The following is a 17224-nucleotide window of genomic DNA, read 5'->3' as shown; positions in this document are numbered from 1 at the left end:
AATCACATCGTGTGCGCAGCAAGCACTTGTTTATCCGTGGGTTTACCGCAAACAATGCACTTACCTTTGAATTTTTGATCGTGTCCGTATGCATGACCCAGGATCTTGATTTCATACTTATCTTCGAAAGCGTGACCGCATTCTGGACATCCACACCATCCAAACCGTAGGATCTTATCTTCTGGTACATTCTCCATGCTCTCTATGTCTTGCATATGGCATTCTTGTATCACTCTTGCTTTTGCATACATGGAATCCGCAATAACATCCAACATCAATTTGGCCCCGTCTGCTACGGATTCGAGATCCATTGTTCCTTTTTCACCAGTGTCCCTTCTAACGAAGGTCACAACGCTGTTCTCGATGTCCCTGCCCCCGAGTTCTAAGCGTAAAGGTACTCCTTTTATTTCCCAGTCGTAGTATTTGCTACCTGGTCTTGCATCTCTATCATCCAATTTGACACGAAGGCCAGCATTTACGAGGGTCCTGTATAATTTCTCAGACTCTGCAGTAACCATATCCGTATTATTCTTTGAAAGAATAGGGATTATCACGATCTGGAACGATGCTATTTCCGGTGGCATGACCAACCCTTTGTCATCAGCATGCACACCGATGACCGCCCCTAGAAGACGTTCGCTCATACCATAAGTTGTCTGGTGTACGAACTTGTGCTCTCCGTTATCATCCTCGAAAGTGATCTCATATGGCTCAGAGAAATTGGTACGATAATGATGTATGGAACCTATCTGCAAGGTCTTACCGTTCGGCATCACTGTATCTATACCCACTGTGTAATATGCCCCTGGAAATTTGTCCCATTCTGTACGAACGGACAAAGTGTATGGAAGACAAAGTCTCTTAGCTATCTTCGCGAGTATCTCAGTATCTTCGTCTATCTGCCTCTGTGCATCCTCTTCAGAATCGTGACATGTATGGGATTCGAAGAAATGGATCTCACGGACCCTGATGAAAGCCCTGGTCTGTTTTGTCTCATACCGGAACGTATTGACTATCTGATATACCTTGAGTGGAAGGTCCTGATGAGACCTTATCCACAATGAGAACATAGGATACATTGCCGTCTCAGATGTTGGCCTTATGACGAGACGAACATCCAATTCATTCAGTCCCGCGTGAGTTACCCAGTATACCTCGGAATCGAATCCTTTAATGTGCTCCTTCTCCTTCTTGAATTCCGTCTCCGGGATCAATAACGGGAAATATACCTCGTCATGCCCTGTTGCATCTAATTCTTCCCGGATGTACGTGTCTATCATCCTCATGATCTTCCATCCATAAGGGGTCCAGACATTCATTCCCTTGACGGGATATCTCTTATCGGAAAGATTGGCCTTTTCCACGATCTCGTTGTACCAATCGTTGAAATTCTCTTCTTTCTTCATTCTCACCACTTCTCCATAAGTGCCTTCGCCACAATAGGGGCGACAGAAATGAGGGATGCACTATTTTCGATGGTGTTACAGCACATGACAACATCCAAAGAATTTCCTCTCAGCTTCTCCAAAGCATTGCTTACGAAAACCCCGTGTGTACATGCTACCGACACACTCTTGGCCCCTGCCTCCACCAATGCCTGTTTAGCGGCAACTATAGTAGAACCTGTGGAGATCATATCATCTATTATTAGGACGTTCTTCCCACTGCAATCCATTTTTGCAGGGGCAATACGTACCTCAAACCCAGAAAGTCTGGTCTTCTCGAGATGATCGTATTGTACGCCCATTCTTTCTCCTACGTCCTTTGCACGTCCTGCCGCTCCTACGTCAGGAGAAAGGACGAGGTCTATATTCTTCTTCGAAAAATAATCAGCTATGGCTGCAGCCGCCTTTAGATCCTTATGCGAGCAAGTAAAGTGATCCAAAGTACTCTCCTTGTGAAGATCTATTGTCAATACACGATCGCAATAAAGATTGAGATGCTTGCACATTACCTTCGCACTCTCTGCCTCTCCTGGTTTGAATATCCTGTCTTGTCTTGCGTAACCAAAGTAAGGAATCACTATTGTTATCGACCTGGCGCCCATATTTCTTACAGCATTCTGGAGAAGAAACATCTCTATCATACTGGTATCGGGATAGGTATTCTGGATGATCACGACATCATCATCTAACGATTCGCTATCGATCCTAACATAACATTCACCATCAGGGAATCTCATCGAAGCAGACTGGACATATGGACAGCCAATGATCGATGCCGTTTCCTTGGCGAGGTCTCTGGAAGAAGAACCCCCAATAACTATCATATATGGTCATCGCAAAGCATTATAATAAATTCGCTTCCACACATTGAAGGTTACAATAGGATTTTATCAACCCACATACATCAATGGACACATGCAAGACACGATCACCGATGAGAAGATCGACAGATATCTCGACATAACTCGCAGAGCGTTAGATAAACTAAAGATCGCAGCTCCAGATCGTTCCTATAATAAAAGATTGGCTGATGATTTTCTCAAAATGGCCACATCCTATTACAATGATGCCAAGCATTTCAGAGAAGAGGGCGATCTTGTTACAGCCTTTGCCGCAGTCAATTATGCCCATGGATGGCTCGATTGCGGTGCCAGGATCGGTCTTTTCGATGTTGGTGGTGACGACGTTCTCTTCACACTTTTTGAATGACCTCGGCTGGCCTGCCTGTAGGTTCTATCCCGAACACCGGAATATCTCCGACGATCTCTGAAACCACATCAGGACAAGAATCCACAAAAATGCTATTCCCCAACATACACATTCCTGAGCTTATACCTTGTAGTTTAAGATCTTTCATAGCCTTGCACATCTCTATACTCTGGAGACCTATCAGTCCAGAAAACCTATTGGATATGCTATAAAGCGATTCTTTTGAAAAAGATAATAGATAATCATCGACAGCAGAACGTCCTGCCTCACAAATTGCCTTGTATTTCATTGGATCGTTCAATACTTGGGACGTACTCATCTTTGGACCTAAGATAACAACGGACATGCTTCCTAACACCACATCTGTTCCTATCACTTCTCCTATCGGCGGCAACCCTGCACGTATACGAACAGGCTGAGGAACATTGCCCATTATACCCGATACATCCCCCAATCCCCCGCCCATCATTACTTCAGCACGATGGGCTAAAGCATATGCCTCGTGTCTTCCAAACCCTTCAATCTCCTCTGCACAAAGTGCCGCTGCTATTGCACCCGCAGCACTCATCCCGAATCCCTGTCCGGTAGGGAGGTCGTTCTCTATTGTGACCTCGAATCCCCTGCCTGGAAGTGCCAGATCTAGCAGCTTTCTTGTTACAGGTGCATTAGAAACAATGCCGTCCATAATTATTTGCGTATGCGGAGACCTGTTCTCGCTCAGTGATACTTTGGCACCTTTGTCCAAACGTATTCCTGCGCCCCTGGATCCCTTAGATATTATATCTGGAGCATCCACTGGCTGAAAGAAACAGGTTATATGTGCTGGACAAAAGGCACTTATCATTGTTTCTCCGTACAAAGATTCAAAATTGCATCAGATATCTCTGTCTTGGAACCAGTTATGTCCTTTGAACCATCTTTGGTTATCAATAAGGCAGATGTAGAGACCTTTCCTACAGAATCAATATCATTTGCAACTACTGCCATCAATCCATAAAGGTCCATACGTTGTCTGGCCTTTTCTTCCAGGTGATTCGCGTCCAATCCCGATTCAGCTTTGAATCCTATGACCTTCTCACATTTCTTACGGATCATAGGCAATACCTTAGGAACAGGATTGAGCATCATATCATACTTATGATCACTGGGTATTTTTCCTTGAGTGAAATCCGGTGCAAAATCTGCCAATGCAGCAGGAACGATCACATAATCGTGGTCTATCGCATCTATCATGGATACCAGATCTGAAACTGTGTTGAATCTCCTTACTTTTACATAATCGGGAAGAGGTACATTACAAGCTCCCATCCAAAGCTCCACTTTAGCACCACGCTCGAATGCACGCAATGCCAATACAAGAGACATTAATCCTGTAGAACGATTTGTTATTATTCTCATTGAATCAAGTGGTTCTTCACTGCGCCCTCCGATAATGAGTATATTTTTTCCATTAAGGTCCGCTCTTGAAAGACACCTTATCGTCCATTCAACAATCTCATCCTTTGATGCGATCTTGGCCCTCACACCATCCAAGTGAGGCCCGATCATATGTATCCCCAAAGATTCCAATGTTTTGATATTCTTGCTAACGGCTGGATTGTTATACATATGTTCATGCATCGCTGGTGCAACAATTATCGGTATTTTACTTCCGAGTGCAACTGTGGCAAATGATGTTACAGCCGTGTCGTCGATGCCGTTCGCTATCTTGGATATCGTGTTTGCAGTTGCGGGAAATATCATAAAAAGATCGGCTGTAGAATCGCCCAAATATCTAATATGCTCTGTCTGGCCAGTTAACTCGACTATGGGTTTCATACCACAAGCGAACTCGATCGCATCAGGGGCCGCAAGTTTTACAGCACTCGGCGTCATTACCGGAATGACCTTGGCACCATGCCTTATAAGCTCTCTTATCATAGAGAAACATTCCGTTATCGCAATGCTTCCTGTCATTCCCACAACAATGGTCTTTCCTCTCAGTCTTTTGCTCTTCTCACAGTATATTTCTTCGGACGGGTGCATCAAATAACCTCCCATATTACTTTCATGATATCTTCCAGAACCTCGTCCTGGATACGATCAGCGTCTATTATGACGAAATTGAATTGTTTTGCAAGTTTGATATAATTGCTACGTACGCAGCGTTGATATTCGATGTTCTCGAATTTACTTTTCTCCCCTCTATTGATGACGCGCTTCATACTCTTCTCGGCATCGATATCCAGAAGGAACGTGATCTCTGGCATACGAATTACCGGAGAATTCAACTGTAACAGCCATTCTTGATCGAGAGCAACGCCGTCCAATGGTGCGGATTGATATGCGACCGTGGAAGCAAAATACCTATCGCAAATGACAATGTATTCATCTTCAATGAGTTTTCTTATTCTATCCGTATGAACGGCCCTATCAGCCACAAAAAGCAACGCTTCTGCTCTCTGAGATATGCCTGATACAATGCCACTTCTGATGAACGTCCCTATCTCGTCGTGCGTGGGCTCCTGAGTGACCATGACGTGCTTGCCATTTTTCTCTAATTCCACACGAACCCTTTCACAAATGCTAGTCTTTCCAGAACCGTCTATTCCTTCGAAGACTATGAATGCCCCAGTCATACGATTGCAGTACAGTATTCAGAGTATTTCAGACCTGTGGAACAAAGGTGTAAAGATTGCATGTATCCTAATCATGCAAAAATAAAAGAACACCGCCCGAAGGCGGGATTTGTTTTCTCAGACACCAAAGAACTGTTTGACTCCAGGACGGAACAAATAGTACAGAATCACTAGATCGATTACCAATGCAATAAGACCTATAGGGAATGCAAGAATACCGATGATGATTCCTATGATCGCGAAGATCACTCCTAGGTACCACATTATCTTCCATCCTTTTAGGATACCATACCCTATTACAGCATAGATGATTGCGATACCAACACCGACTGCACCTAATGCAACACCAATCGTATCATCTCCGATGGAAATTCCAGCGGCTACAGCGATACCGAAGATCAATGCCAAAACACCAATCAAAAGGTATAATATACCTATGATCGTAACAAATAAAGGCCTTCCCGCCTTGTCGTTAGACATGAATTAATATCGCACCAGGGGTTTATAATAATAACATTAGGAAAACCTATTGATCTACTCGTAAAGACGACGAATAAAGGAATCTAACGACTCAACATCCTTGATGTAACTGGAACACAAAATAGAAAGTCTCTTCCTAACGGTACTGTCAAATTTCACGCCCAAGGCAGACAACTGATCGCCCAACTCAGAGGATAATATTCCTCCCTTACGATCCCAATCCGTAAGGATGACTGCCTTCATATTGCGCTCATATACGCGTTCCGCGATTTTTATCGGTCCACCTTCTGATTGTATATGTCCAAATAGGCCATGTATGCCTAGTGCCCTGAGGGCCTTCTCGTCATTCATTCCCTCGACGAGGATCATATGGTCCTCAGACATTGTAGAGAGATCCTCCAAGACCCTATCTATTGCCTCCAGTCTTTCGGCATCGTTCATATCTTACCTTCCATGACAGAAAGTATCTTTTCACCGTCTCCGTGTATATGAACCGTCTTCTGTCTGTTCAAATGACCGCTTATTATCTGAGAAGAGCAACCGGACATCTCTTTCATCATGGCTTCAACTTCTTTATTGGCCTTTCCATCAAGCGGCGGTGATTTGATCCTCAAGATCAATCTCTTTCTCCATTCATCGAACCCCTCTGAACCCGATCTGTTTGAACGTGGAGACACGAGAACATCTACCTCCAATCCGTCCTTTACAACACGAGATGCGTCTCGAAGTTCCATACGGATACATGGACCAATGATGATATCGTCTTTTTGGTTCCAATACAATCAAATATCGACATGAAAATGGGGTATCGATGTTAAATTCTGTTCAAGACCCCCTCGATTTCGAGGATCTTACTGCACTCTACAGGGTGGAGAAGAAAGCCCCCACTCTCTCTGCCGTAAGAAAGGATCTCTACCCCGCCATAGCTGGACTGCTAATGGCACTCAACACAGAATATAGTAAACAACTGTCAATGGACCCTGACTCCCTTATATGTGAGGGTGCCAACCAACGCAGGAAAAAAGCCAAACAATTATCAAAAGAGATCGTTGAATTACGCATGCAAAAGATCTGCTCACTAGCACTGAGAGGTGCAATGGGTGCACAGAACATGATAGAACAACTGACTGTTGAAGAGAAAGAGTACTACAATGGTATACTCGAGACCTCCAGAAGACAAGGTAGCATCATCTCCCGCATGACAGGTGATAAAAAATACGATACCTTGAGAATAGATCCGATTGTGGAGATCAAGAAAGTACCCCTCCCTCCTGAACCAGCTAAGGTACTGACTCCTCCACCGGTGGAATTTAAATCCGATGAGGAAGTGCATTACGAACCGGAACCTGAAACGGAAGAACCTTTTTTTGATGAATTCCCCGATGAGGATCAAGAACCGAATGAGAATCTGATGGCACAGGAAGATGGGGTCTTTACTCCGATACGTACTGTCAAAAAAGAAGAGCCCGTTGTTTCAGTCGATATACCGCCTGTTATCGAGACCGTGGAATTGATCAAAGATGAGGAGGACTTAGTACTCGTACGTATCACAGAAGACCTCCCAGAATTCTCCGGACCGGACCGCGATTATAAATTATCAAAGGAAGACGTCATAATGATGCCCAAAGTAATGGCAAACGTATTGATTCACAGAGAAAAGGCAATACTGCTTACCCCTTCTGCATGATTAAAATCTCAAGGTCCTGGTATCCCCTTGGAATTCCAAACAATCTAATTTCATGCGTCTTATACCGGTCAGATTAGCGACCTCTTCTCTGGCCGTATCTGGTGTATTGTTGGTCTTACTAAGATGTGCCAAAAAAATCTGCCTCTTATCATTGGTGGTACGTTTTATCGCTGCAGCACAATCTACATTGGAAAGATGCCCCTGGTCACTATCTATTAGCTTTTTTAAATATGCTGGATATGGACCATCGACTAACATTTTCTTATTGTAATTCGACTCTATGACTGCTATGTCGGCCTCTGCCAACGCATGCTCTATCTGGAATGTCATTTTTCCTGTGTCTGTCGCCAACAACGCTTTTTTACAATCTTCTTCTACAAGAAATGCATTGGGCTCAACAGCATTATGTGAAGTAGGTAGAGGAATTATTTTCATACCACCTATCTGAAAGAAATCCGCTGTACGTATCTCATGATATTCGACAGCCCCCAAATTACTGGCATCGAAAGTAGGTTTATTACAATACACAGGTAAATTCAACTTTCTTGCTGTTGCCCCTGCACCCAAAATATGATCTGAATGTTCATGCGTTATCAAAAGGGCCTTGATTATTTTTGGATCTACACCCTCTTGATCCATATAGGTCTTTATCTTGCGAAAACTGACCCCTGCATCTATCATCACAGCCTCATCGTCGAATTGGATCACCGTACAGTTACCGTCGCTGCCACTGGCAAGTACGTGGACCTCGAACATCTGAAGCTCAGACCTTCCTCTTATAGATGAAAAATATTACATCGGACCTGGATATGGTCCCCACAAGAATTCCTTTCTCAAGGACTGGCAAACGGTTCACGTCCATTGCCATCATGGACTTTAACGCCTCGATGATCTCTGCGTCCGGGGTGGTCGTAAGAACACTCCTCTTCATGACGTCCTCTACCTTCGTCTCAGATACGGCCCTGTTTATCTCATTGACCTTCGGGTCCTCTGCTTCTCCGTCCATAGGCACAGCGAGGAGGAACTGGGGATCTACATCATTTGCCAATTTACTTTGATACTTCAGAATCAGATTAAGGATGTCCTTCTCTGTGATTATACCGACCACGTGATTCCTATTGTCAACCACAGGTGCCCCTGTCACATTGTCAACAGCAAATTTTATTGTGGCCTGTTTCAGTGAATCGGTCGGTTTGACCGTAACGACCTGCGTGGTCATCAGATCCCTAACCCTGAGTGTCTTCATCATCGATATCAGAATATGCGAGGGCGATATATTAATTTGCGTTGATCTAGAAAATAGTACAATACAACCAATATGAATGATGCAAATGCAAACGACCATTGATAGAACAGATGTCATGTAAAGATCAGCATTACATGATCCTAACAAAAAAATCAATTGGCTAGACCTTTACCCGTTGGATGATGCTTCTGAACAAGAATTCAACAGACAGTTTTATTTATGAGAAAGCAATGAAGAGGTCCGATACGTGGGCCTGTAGCTCAGCTAGGTAGAGCGCTCGACTCTTAATCGAGCGGCCAAGGGTTCGAATCCCTTCAGGCCCGCCTGCGAATTTTAAACATAGTTTGCACTTTAGTACATTTTTTTAATAAAGAAAACGACATTTTAGCAATTTGAATTATGCCTCATATGATTCTTTAATAAGATATCAGTGAACAGATCATACTTTTATCTTACTAAAATCTAAAATTTATTCAATCAATAGGTCTAATACAAGAGATTACAATATGTGTTTGAGTAAATATGATCTCATCCGATGATTACAGTCATAATAGAAAACAAAGCACAAATACGATCTATCTAGCAGGTGGCTGTTTTTGGGGATTAGAAAAACTTATGCAATCGATCCCTGGTGTAATCGATGCCACCAACGGATATGCCAATGGATCATCCGAAGATTGCGCAGATTACAGATCTGTTTGTACAGGAAAAACAGGATTTCGCGAGACAGTGCGTATTGAATACGACCCCGATAAGATAAGTTTGGATGCTATTCTGTTCGCCTTCTTCCGCATAATAGACCCCACGGTGATGAACGCACAAGGGAATGACAAAGGAACCCAGTACCAAACCGGCATTTACTATACGGATGAAGGATCGAAAGCTACTGTTGAACGCATATCGAATATCGAGAGGAAGCGTCACACGACCTTCACAGTAGAGATCGGACCATTGAGATCATTCTACAACGCAGAAGAATATCATCAAAACTACCTGGATAAAAATCCCGGAGGTTACTGTCATATATCTGAAGAAAAAATGAATGAAATAGCGAAAATGATCGTGAACCCTGCCGATTACCAAAGACCTTCTGAAATGGATATCAGACAAACCCTAACGCCGGAACAATATGCCATCACACAGGAAGGAAATACAGAAAGTCCGTTCGTGAATGAATACCATATGAAAAAAGAAAAAGGAATATATGTCGACGTGGTAACTGGAGAACCCCTGTTCTCCTCTAGAGACAAATTCGATACTTCCTGCGGATGGCCAGGATTCAAATCAGCCATAGATGCCAACACAATAGTAATGTTGAAGGACGACAGTCATGGCATGCATCGGATAGAAGCACGCAGTCGTGCAGGGAACTCGCACCTCGGTCATGTTTTCTACAATGACCCTGAGTCACCTAATGGTACACGCTTCTGCATAAATAGCGCATCATTGAGATTCATACCATATGATTCGATGGAAAAAGAAGGATACGGGCATTTGAAATCCATTTTCTAATAACCCTCAATCGATCTTTTCATGGCATATCTGCTGAATCTTCCTTTCTGCCTGGTTGAACCTTTTTAACGCTAACTCTGGAGTGGGGCCCTTGGACACGACCATCGAGTAAACGACGGCCTCTCCTGTAGGAAAGGGAGGTGATGCGATTCCGATCATATTGTATGTTCTAGTGTATGCATTAGGAGTAATTCCCTCGATGGAGATCTTCGAGAACCGCGAATATCCGTTGTAATCTATTTTCTCTGGAAGCTTACCTTTGAGTATCGCATCCATTATGGCCTCTGCAACATTGATTTTGATTATTTTTCTTAGCCCGGTATAAGAAGATGTGAGCCTGGCGTTGACCTCTATCACAAATACTTCCTCTTTTGAAAGAATCAAATCGACCCCCACATATCCTTTGAGTCCTGGAAAAGACTCGATCACACGCTCGCTGATCTCGAACGCTTTGGCCTTAAGAGAATGCTCCAACGGTGTCTCTCCGCCATTGTAACTTGAAGTCCCATTCGGAGACGCTAATGTTATCTGCTGTTTGTTGAGGCTGATCGCCACAGCCACTTTACCGGTAGATACCAAACTAACACTGGCAGAAGTACCTTCGATGAACTTCTGGACCAGGATCTGCGTGTCTGGAGATTCTGCCTGTATCTTATCAACAGCTGCCATGATCTCCTGCTCGTCTTTGACAATGCTTATACCCCTACAACCAGCACCGTTAACAGGCTTAATCACCAAAGGAAAACCTATGTTCCGACCTGCCTGCACGATATACGCGAAATCTTTCACACTATAAAGAAAAGTATCTGGAACACGTATTCCGATACGATTCATGTGTTTGTAAAGCGATGCTTTGTCTGTTGCTTCCGTGATGGCATCAGCATCACAATTCAATGATAACAATCCAATACTCTCTACAAATTCTACCATGGAAGACAAGGTCATTTCGGTTTCTGGTGCAATTATAAGTGCAGCTTCCGCATCCTTAGAAGCCTCGATCAATGTATTACGAACATCACCTTTAACGAATATGATACGATCAGCGTCCAATGGAGGATCTATTACTGCAAAACGTGGATCCAATAAAACAATGACGTTGTGACCTGCCGCCTTGAAATCTGATACCGCCCCACGAAGCATGGCGAATCCCTCACTCAACGAACTAGAAGACATCGGTTCGTTTACAGAACCGCCGCCCGAGACATGCTCATAAATTAAAATGTTCAATATGATCACCGAAATTAATTAAAGCCCTATACCCTTTTATTCGATCAAATATCATTTGCTTCCGTCTCTTTCAAACATTCCATGAAATCTAATAGGTGCTGTTTTGTCGTGTGAGCCATGAGTACGATACGAACACAATCGATACGAGGAACATATGACGCATACCAACCTTTTTGCCGCAACACGCCTACCAACGCTTTCGCGTTCTTACTACGGAATGCTAGAACATTCATCGTGGGCTTGATCAATACCTCAAATCCTGCATCTTCCAGTTCCTTTTGCAAATAATCTGTAAGTTCCATACAATAAGAGACGTTTTTCCTAAATCCTTCACGACCCATTGTAGAAAAAACTGCCCATGCTGCTGCGGCTGAAGCTCCTGGTCTAGTCCCTACAAAGGTACATTGATACTGTGCTGTCAAATATGGCGTCTCTGTTCTGATCTTTTTCATCATGCGACTATCACGGAACAATATTCCGCCACCTGGAATTATCGACAGACCCATCTTATGAGGATCCACAGTAATGGATTGAACACCCTCTAATTTGAAATCAAAATCTGGAACCGAATAACCAATATCCTTCAAAAATGGAATTACCAGACCACCAAAAGCTGCATCAACATGTAATGGGACTCCGTGATCCAAAGCAATCGACGAAAGGTCTTCTATCGGATCTATGACACCTAATTCGACTGTACCTGCTGCGCCTACAACCGCGATCGTATTCTTGTTGATGTGTCTTTTTACATCCAAGATGTCAACCCTATACGACTCATCTACACTGGCCGGTACCATCTTTATCCTAAGCATACTGCATATCTTATTGAACGAAAAATGCGCCGATTCAGGAACAATGATCTCTGGCGTTTGAGTTTCTGCAATTTCTCTTGCAGCGTACATAGCTAACAAATTCGCTTCCGTACCGCCTGAAACAATGTGGCCCACACATGAATCACAATGCAACAAGGAACCTAATTCGAAAATGGCTTCCTTTTCCAACCCTATGGATCCTTGAAAAAGTCCAGGATCCCCCAGATTTGAATCCACAAATAATTCCTGAGCTAATTTTGCAACTTGATGCGAATTCGTGCACATTGAGCATAATATCTTACCGCTATCATATCTGATATCACGTGCATAAGCCTGATCTAGCCTTGTGCACACTTCTTTCTCACTTAACCCATTTTCACGCATATAGCTTTCCTATCATCCCAAACATGGTCCAACAACAATTTTACATATCTCCAACCCACATTCTCAAGGAATCATGTGTGCAAACAATACATAACAATAGAGGATCGTCCTAAAAGATAATAAATGAATATGTTCAAATTCAAAAAGACTTCATAACAAATATTGTAAAAAAAAATTTACCTATTTTTTCATATATCGTTTACAAAAAATGTAACGTGCTCTAATTCGATCTTTTTTCAAACTATAAACTCTCGTGAACCTTAAACAATTCAGTAAAATCATAATTGTAAATACGTAATTACTTCTTGATCAAAAATAATTCTTCAAAAATACAAGTAATAATTTGAATTTAAATCATAGGTATTGTAGAAATATTTTGAAAATCGATTTATAATATCTTTCCTATCTTCGTCTGATGATAAAGCTTTTCAAAATTGCAGGGGGAGAAATAGAACCCGTAACCGAAATTGGTAATGGTGTTTGGATCAGAATAACCAAACCCACAGCATTTGAGCTTCACACAATTTCAGAAAAGCTCAACATCAGCCCATATCTCCTAAATGCTGCCACGGATTCCGAGGAAAGCTCCAGATGGGAATCTGACAACAATATAATGTCAATGATAATCGACGTGCCTTATAAGACCGATAACAGCGGATTCATCACCGTTCCTCTATCGGTCATAGTCAGCGATAATAAGATAGTCACTGTCTGCAGCGCGGACCCGAGAATAGCAGAAAAACGTCTTCCTCAAATGTGCAACGAATCCGGTCTCGAAGATGCTGTAGGATTCGCCATTCGTCTCATGTACATGATATCCGAGGAATATCAGCAAAATCTCATAGAGATCAACGATGCCCGTAAAAAAATGGAAGACAGGCTGCATTCAGCTATCGACACTTCCGATATGTTAGAACTGCACCGTATGGAAATAGGACTCGTGCATTTCGTCACTTCTCTGAAAGGATTCAATCTAGTACTCAATAATATGAGCAAGTATGTTAAAGAAAAAACCAATGCCGCACATATAGAAAAGTTGGACGAGGTCATAATCGAGAATCAACAAGCCATCGAAATGGCCACTATCTATCGTGAGATTGTGAACAGCACAAGAGACCTATTCTCAACAGTAATAACCATAAAACTTAACGTCAATATGAGATGGCTAACGGCAATAACAATCATTCTGTCCATCCCAATGATAATTGTAGGCCTTTACGGAATGAATGTACATCTCCCGATAGCATCCAGTCCGTTAGCGTTCATTACGATCATCATAGTGACGATCATCATTTGCATGCTTGTTACCATATTGCTAAGGTTAAAAAAACTAATATGACCAACAGGTGCATCAAATCCATGAATGCAGAATTAAACTCATTTTACTCTTTCAAAAATTACAACGTTTTCATATATGAATGAAAAATAAGATGAAAATTTTTAGATTGGACTGATATTTTTCATTACAAAAAAGACAAACAATATATCGGTCAATGTTCAATATGGCAAACATGGGCATTTTCTCTAAAAACAAAACAAACGAGATCTCTGCAAAATTGTACGAGGAAGGTATATCCTACCGTGATAAGGACGATGCTAAAGCATTTGAAATAATGATGAAAGCCGCAGAAATGGAAAACGAAGCCGCAGAATTCTGTATCGCTAGAATGTACGAAACTGGTGTAGGGGCACCCAAGGACCTTGATGCAGCCGTATCCTGGTATTCAGACTCTGTTGACGATGGATGCTATGTGGCCGCACTATACCTGGCAAAAATTTACATAAAGGGATACGACCCGGAATTCGACGAAGAAGAGACTACGGGCCTTCTATCTGAACTTTTTGAATATGAGGATGCGGACGACCTCAAAAAAGTACCGGATCTTCTATACGAAGTGGCAGAATCACTTTGCACAGGAAAATCCTCATTTCAAGGACAAGAATTGGGATTAAAGCTTATGAAAAAGGGTGCCGACCTGGGAATTGAAGACTGTGTGAAATACCTTAATTGAAATAACTGGGCATAAAGCCCTGTTAACACACATTTATTATTCGGATACATTTATTAACCATCGCTGGGAATCAGGAAACATGACAAAGGTCATCTTTCATACAACAATGGGAGACATAACCATCAAAATGCATGATGATATGCCCATAACCACAGGCAATTTCTTAAAACTTGTAAAAAAAGGTTTCTACGATGGGATCATTTTCCACCGTATTATCCCAGATTTTATGATCCAAGGTGGAGATCCTGACGGAACCGGGATGGGCGGACCAGGATACACAATAGAGGATGAATTCGGAAAAGGACACTCCAACATTAGAGGGACAATTTCCATGGCCAACACAGGACGTCCTAACTCTGGAGGATCCCAGTTCTTCATTAACCTGGTAAACAACACCTATCTTGACAAAGAAGATCATCGCGCACCTTATGCCCATCCTGTCTTCGGGACCATTCTAAAAGGCATGGACGTAGTCGACAAGATAAGCAAGGTCAGCACGGATTGTAACGACAAACCTTTGACCCCTGTCGTCATCGAAAAGGCAGAGATCGTTGAATAATTCAGTCGTGTTCTTCAAGGATCAAATGGGTCCCCGAGCGGAGAAAAAGCAACGGGACCCCTAACATTCTTAACCTACTTCTGAGCTCGCGATCGTTTGTAAGCACTATTCCTCTGGTCTTCAATGCTACTTCTATGACTGAATCATCACCGCGTGATCCAGCTGGTATCGCCTCATATTTCTTAGAAAGCGCAAGTGCTACCTTCGCATACTTATTCTTTGACCGAGCGAGTTCTCCCAATAAAGGTTCTGGAATGACCATGCGAGCCTCACCGAGAACATCTGTGACTAAAAGATCAAGGTTAAGATTCATTTCAAAAGGCATTAGTAAAGCGTTTGTATCAAGAACCACTGTTTGCATGGACTTCACTGATCTATGATCCCGTATCCGATAAGTCTCCACTTGTTGGATATCCTTCTCGAGATTGCCACCCTCTGACCTGGAAGTATGCACACCGGGATCTTCAGGACAACCTCTGCTGAACCGCCTCTAGCACTCTTTACGACACCTACGGTGGTAGCAGTACCGACGCTCAACATCAAAGGTTCGTTACTTTTGATCTCATCGACCATCAGATCCGCCGAAGAACCGACCACACGTTCAAGAAGAACGGTCTTCATGATGAAATCATGGGTAACCAACGGAAGATGGTCAGGTTTTCCAACTACTCTTCCAGTAAGTCCATCTGATTTTGTTATCGAGGGATCTAGGCCGGTACCGATAGCGATAAGGCCTCCTGGGAGAACCTCTTTCACACTCCTTCCGCCTGCCTCGAGGGACATGACCTTTGCAGTGATCTTCTCGTAGGTAACTTTACCTGCGACCTCCACCCTTCTTCCCGGTACGATCTCGATGTCATCACCGATCTTCAACTTACCTTGTATAAGGGTACCTCCGACCACACCGCCTTTCATTTTATCAGGAGTGGTTCCAGGAGAATTGATATCGAAAGAACGTGCGACATGCATTAAAGGCTGTGCCTTCTCGTCCCTCTGTATCTTGGATACTATGTTCTCCTCGATCGCCTCTATCAGCATATCTATGTTGACGCCGCGGTTGGCTGAGACTGGTATTATCGGTGCGTTTTCCGCGACCGTTCCCTTAACGAACTCCTTGATCTGTTTGTAATTCTCAACCGCCTGTTCGCGGGTGACGATATCTATCTTGTTCTGAACAATTATGATCTTATCGATACCTATGATCGATAATGCCATAAGATGTTCTTTGGTCTGGGGCTGAGGACACTTCTCGTTAGCGGCCACCAATAGGAGCGCACCGTCCATGAGGGCTGCTCCAGAAAGCATGGTTGCCATAAGGGTCTCATGACCAGGAGCATCGACGAATGATACGGCTCTGTGGAAATCTGTTTTAGCACCACAGTTCTTACACTCGCTAGAAGTACCGTATGCCGCAGGACCTTGACAGTTAGGGCATTTGTAGAAAGCTACATCTGCATACCCGAGACGAATCGAAATCCCTCTTTTTACTTCCTCAGAGTGACGATCGGTCCATTCGCCGGAAAGTGCCTTTGTCAGCGTTGTCTTTCCGTGATCGACGTGTCCGATCATTCCGATATTGATCTCAGGTTGCTTAGGGACCTTCATTTGTGCTCCGTGGGAGTCTCAGCTGCTGAGGCAAAAGATTCCTCAATGGATTTTTGTCCGTACTCTGTAATTTTCATGTTGACCTGCACGATCTCAGAGGATACTGTGGAACCGCGAACAGCGACCCTTCTCCTCTCACCGTGATAGACCTCATGATATCCGAGACTGTTGGACAAGAGAAGTTTCTTCCTCTTCTTTCCGGGAAGGTCTGCTCTCATCGGAGTTCCGTTTCCGTCGCTTCCGCCCGTTATCATAAGCTTATATCCGGGAAGTCCAACAAATATTCCATCCACGACGTCTCCGATGTTCTTTCCATCCAGAGAGCTCGCGTGGTATCCAGACACGGTAACATTATAAGATTTGCCGGTCTTAACATCATTTACGATAGTTTTAAATTCTACCATTTGAACACCTGTAAACCGCCCTAT

Annotated in this window: 21 protein-coding genes and 1 tRNA gene; 7 read left to right on the top strand and 15 right to left on the bottom strand. The window is 43.2% G+C overall.

What is annotated here, in order from left to right; genetic code table 11:
• Nucleotides 1-2: 2 nt before the first annotated feature.
• Together proS and KRP56_00820 are read right to left on the bottom strand one after the other, a co-directional pair.
• Nucleotides 3-1406, bottom strand: coding sequence for a proline--tRNA ligase (gene proS / locus KRP56_00825; GenBank protein UAL08408.1), 1404 nt, complete (start codon nucleotides 1404-1406; stop codon nucleotides 3-5).
• A gap of 2 nt (nucleotides 1407-1408) precedes the next feature.
• Nucleotides 1409-2269, bottom strand: coding sequence for a ribose-phosphate diphosphokinase (locus KRP56_00820; GenBank protein UAL07840.1), 861 nt, complete (start codon nucleotides 2267-2269; stop codon nucleotides 1409-1411).
• Nucleotides 2270-2348: 79 nt separating this feature from the next.
• On the opposite strand from KRP56_00820, the gene KRP56_00815 reads away from it, so the two are divergent.
• On the top strand, nucleotides 2349-2654 hold the full coding sequence (locus KRP56_00815) for a DUF357 domain-containing protein (protein UAL08407.1): 306 nt from the start codon (nucleotides 2349-2351) through the stop codon (nucleotides 2652-2654).
• Here the strand turns inward: KRP56_00815 and KRP56_00810 are convergent.
• From KRP56_00810 to KRP56_00785, 6 genes are all read right to left on the bottom strand, one after another.
• Nucleotides 2638-3498, bottom strand: a complete 861-nt coding sequence (locus KRP56_00810) for a pantothenate kinase (protein ID UAL07839.1) — start codon at nucleotides 3496-3498, stop codon at nucleotides 2638-2640. The two genes, KRP56_00815 and KRP56_00810, sit on opposite strands and share 17 nt — an antisense overlap.
• Nucleotides 3495-4679, bottom strand: a complete 1185-nt coding sequence (coaBC, locus tag KRP56_00805; protein UAL07838.1) for a bifunctional phosphopantothenoylcysteine decarboxylase/phosphopantothenate--cysteine ligase CoaBC — start codon at nucleotides 4677-4679, stop codon at nucleotides 3495-3497. Before coaBC ends, KRP56_00810 begins: the two co-directional genes overlap by 4 nt.
• Nucleotides 4679-5272, bottom strand: coding sequence for a dTMP kinase (gene tmk / locus KRP56_00800; GenBank protein UAL07837.1), 594 nt, complete (start codon nucleotides 5270-5272; stop codon nucleotides 4679-4681). The genes coaBC and tmk overlap by 1 nt, the downstream gene beginning before the upstream one ends.
• Nucleotides 5273-5389: 117 nt before the next feature.
• Nucleotides 5390-5752 (bottom strand): hypothetical protein, encoded by a 363-nt coding sequence (locus KRP56_00795; protein ID UAL07836.1) that lies wholly within the window; start codon nucleotides 5750-5752, stop codon nucleotides 5390-5392.
• A 54-nt stretch (nucleotides 5753-5806) separates the two neighbouring features.
• On the bottom strand, nucleotides 5807-6193 hold the full coding sequence (locus KRP56_00790; protein ID UAL07835.1) for a Toprim subdomain protein: 387 nt from the start codon (nucleotides 6191-6193) through the stop codon (nucleotides 5807-5809).
• Nucleotides 6190-6486 (bottom strand): DUF167 family protein, encoded by a 297-nt coding sequence (locus KRP56_00785; protein UAL07834.1) that lies wholly within the window; start codon nucleotides 6484-6486, stop codon nucleotides 6190-6192. The genes KRP56_00790 and KRP56_00785 overlap by 4 nt, the downstream gene beginning before the upstream one ends.
• A 77-nt stretch (nucleotides 6487-6563) precedes the next feature.
• Between KRP56_00785 and KRP56_00780 the strand changes: the two genes are divergently transcribed.
• Nucleotides 6564-7439: a hypothetical protein gene (locus KRP56_00780; protein ID UAL07833.1), complete on the top strand. Its 876-nt coding sequence runs from the start codon at nucleotides 6564-6566 to the stop codon at nucleotides 7437-7439.
• On the opposite strand, the gene KRP56_00775 is transcribed toward KRP56_00780, so the two are convergent.
• Nucleotides 7440-8195: an MBL fold metallo-hydrolase gene (locus KRP56_00775; GenBank protein ID UAL07832.1), complete on the bottom strand. Its 756-nt coding sequence runs from the start codon at nucleotides 8193-8195 to the stop codon at nucleotides 7440-7442.
• A gap of 7 nt (nucleotides 8196-8202) precedes the next feature.
• The gene (locus KRP56_00770) at nucleotides 8203-8658 is read right to left on the bottom strand and encodes a CBS domain-containing protein (GenBank protein UAL08406.1); all 456 of its coding nucleotides are present in this window, start codon (nucleotides 8656-8658) and stop codon (nucleotides 8203-8205) included.
• 276 nt (nucleotides 8659-8934) lie between these two features.
• On the opposite strand from KRP56_00770, the gene KRP56_00765 reads away from it, so the two are divergent.
• Together KRP56_00765 and msrB are read left to right on the top strand one after the other, a co-directional pair.
• A tRNA-Lys gene (locus tag KRP56_00765) sits at nucleotides 8935-9008 on the top strand.
• A gap of 199 nt (nucleotides 9009-9207) precedes the next feature.
• On the top strand, nucleotides 9208-10197 hold the full coding sequence (msrB, locus tag KRP56_00760; GenBank protein UAL07831.1) for a peptide-methionine (R)-S-oxide reductase MsrB: 990 nt from the start codon (nucleotides 9208-9210) through the stop codon (nucleotides 10195-10197).
• Nucleotides 10198-10203: 6 nt separating this feature from the next.
• On the opposite strand, the gene KRP56_00755 is transcribed toward msrB, so the two are convergent.
• Both KRP56_00755 and mfnA read right to left on the bottom strand, forming a co-directional pair.
• Nucleotides 10204-11424 carry an ATP-grasp domain-containing protein gene (locus tag KRP56_00755; protein ID UAL07830.1) on the bottom strand — a complete coding sequence of 407 codons (1221 nt, stop codon included), beginning with the start codon at nucleotides 11422-11424 and terminating at the stop codon, nucleotides 10204-10206.
• Nucleotides 11425-11468: 44 nt separating this feature from the next.
• Complete coding sequence (gene mfnA, locus KRP56_00750; GenBank protein UAL07829.1) at nucleotides 11469-12620, bottom strand: tyrosine decarboxylase MfnA; 1152 nt, start codon at nucleotides 12618-12620, stop codon at nucleotides 11469-11471.
• 415 nt (nucleotides 12621-13035) lie between these two features.
• Here mfnA and KRP56_00745 point away from each other — a divergent pair, with 415 nt between their 5' ends.
• The 3 genes from KRP56_00745 to KRP56_00735 all read left to right on the top strand — a co-directional run bounded on the left by KRP56_00745 (nucleotide 13036) and on the right by KRP56_00735 (nucleotide 15191).
• On the top strand, nucleotides 13036-13959 hold the full coding sequence (locus KRP56_00745; GenBank protein UAL07828.1) for a magnesium transporter CorA family protein: 924 nt from the start codon (nucleotides 13036-13038) through the stop codon (nucleotides 13957-13959).
• A 172-nt stretch (nucleotides 13960-14131) separates the two neighbouring features.
• Nucleotides 14132-14632, top strand: coding sequence for a hypothetical protein (locus KRP56_00740; GenBank protein UAL07827.1), 501 nt, complete (start codon nucleotides 14132-14134; stop codon nucleotides 14630-14632).
• A gap of 79 nt (nucleotides 14633-14711) precedes the next feature.
• Nucleotides 14712-15191, top strand: a complete 480-nt coding sequence (locus KRP56_00735; protein UAL07826.1) for a peptidylprolyl isomerase — start codon at nucleotides 14712-14714, stop codon at nucleotides 15189-15191.
• A gap of 1 nt (nucleotide 15192) precedes the next feature.
• On the opposite strand, the gene KRP56_00730 is transcribed toward KRP56_00735, so the two are convergent.
• Genes KRP56_00730 through KRP56_00720 form a run of 3 tightly spaced genes read right to left on the bottom strand, consistent with a single transcriptional unit; the run spans nucleotide 15193 to nucleotide 17200 of the window.
• Complete coding sequence (locus KRP56_00730; GenBank protein ID UAL07825.1) at nucleotides 15193-15552, bottom strand: twitching motility protein PilT; 360 nt, start codon at nucleotides 15550-15552, stop codon at nucleotides 15193-15195.
• A 5-nt stretch (nucleotides 15553-15557) separates the two neighbouring features.
• Nucleotides 15558-16796 carry a translation initiation factor IF-2 subunit gamma gene (locus KRP56_00725; GenBank protein UAL07824.1) on the bottom strand — a complete coding sequence of 413 codons (1239 nt, stop codon included), beginning with the start codon at nucleotides 16794-16796 and terminating at the stop codon, nucleotides 15558-15560.
• Entirely contained in the window at nucleotides 16793-17200 is a 408-nt protein-coding gene (locus tag KRP56_00720) for a 30S ribosomal protein S6e (GenBank protein UAL07823.1), read from the bottom strand. Before KRP56_00720 ends, KRP56_00725 begins: the two co-directional genes overlap by 4 nt.
• Nucleotides 17201-17224 lie beyond the last annotated feature (24 nt).

Origin of the sequence: Candidatus Methanogranum gryphiswaldense (assembly GCA_019262145.1) — an archaeon.
GTDB classification, from domain to species: Archaea; Thermoplasmatota; Thermoplasmata; order Methanomassiliicoccales; family Methanomethylophilaceae; genus Methanogranum; species Methanogranum gryphiswaldense.
Note: the sequence above shows the minus strand (reverse complement) of the source record. Positions and strands in the feature narration are given on the sequence as shown.

Coding starts and splice junctions, on each gene's coding strand:
- proS (UAL08408.1), bottom strand. CDS start 1,406: ATGAAGAAAGAAGAGAATTTCAACGATTGGTACAACGAGATCGTGGAA.
- KRP56_00820 (UAL07840.1), bottom strand. CDS start 2,269: ATGATAGTTATTGGGGGTTCTTCTTCCAGAGACCTCGCCAAGGAAACG.
- KRP56_00810 (UAL07839.1), bottom strand. CDS start 3,498: ATGATAAGTGCCTTTTGTCCAGCACATATAACCTGTTTCTTTCAGCCA.
- coaBC (UAL07838.1), bottom strand. CDS start 4,679: ATGCACCCGTCCGAAGAAATATACTGTGAGAAGAGCAAAAGACTGAGA.
- tmk (UAL07837.1), bottom strand. CDS start 5,272: ATGACTGGGGCATTCATAGTCTTCGAAGGAATAGACGGTTCTGGAAAG.
- KRP56_00795 (UAL07836.1), bottom strand. CDS start 5,752: ATGTCTAACGACAAGGCGGGAAGGCCTTTATTTGTTACGATCATAGGT.
- KRP56_00790 (UAL07835.1), bottom strand. CDS start 6,193: ATGAACGATGCCGAAAGACTGGAGGCAATAGATAGGGTCTTGGAGGAT.
- KRP56_00785 (UAL07834.1), bottom strand. CDS start 6,486: ATGGAACTTCGAGACGCATCTCGTGTTGTAAAGGACGGATTGGAGGTA.
- KRP56_00780 (UAL07833.1), top strand. CDS start 6,564: ATGTTAAATTCTGTTCAAGACCCCCTCGATTTCGAGGATCTTACTGCA.
- KRP56_00775 (UAL07832.1), bottom strand. CDS start 8,195: ATGTTCGAGGTCCACGTACTTGCCAGTGGCAGCGACGGTAACTGTACG.
- KRP56_00770 (UAL08406.1), bottom strand. CDS start 8,658: ATGACCACGCAGGTCGTTACGGTCAAACCGACCGATTCACTGAAACAG.
- msrB (UAL07831.1), top strand. CDS start 9,208: ATGATCTCATCCGATGATTACAGTCATAATAGAAAACAAAGCACAAAT.
- mfnA (UAL07829.1), bottom strand. CDS start 12,620: ATGCGTGAAAATGGGTTAAGTGAGAAAGAAGTGTGCACAAGGCTAGAT.
- KRP56_00745 (UAL07828.1), top strand. CDS start 13,036: ATGATAAAGCTTTTCAAAATTGCAGGGGGAGAAATAGAACCCGTAACC.
- KRP56_00740 (UAL07827.1), top strand. CDS start 14,132: ATGGGCATTTTCTCTAAAAACAAAACAAACGAGATCTCTGCAAAATTG.
- KRP56_00735 (UAL07826.1), top strand. CDS start 14,712: ATGACAAAGGTCATCTTTCATACAACAATGGGAGACATAACCATCAAA.
- KRP56_00730 (UAL07825.1), bottom strand. CDS start 15,552: ATGCAAACAGTGGTTCTTGATACAAACGCTTTACTAATGCCTTTTGAA.
- KRP56_00725 (UAL07824.1), bottom strand. CDS start 16,796: ATGAAGGTCCCTAAGCAACCTGAGATCAATATCGGAATGATCGGACAC.
- KRP56_00720 (UAL07823.1), bottom strand. CDS start 17,200: ATGGTAGAATTTAAAACTATCGTAAATGATGTTAAGACCGGCAAATCT.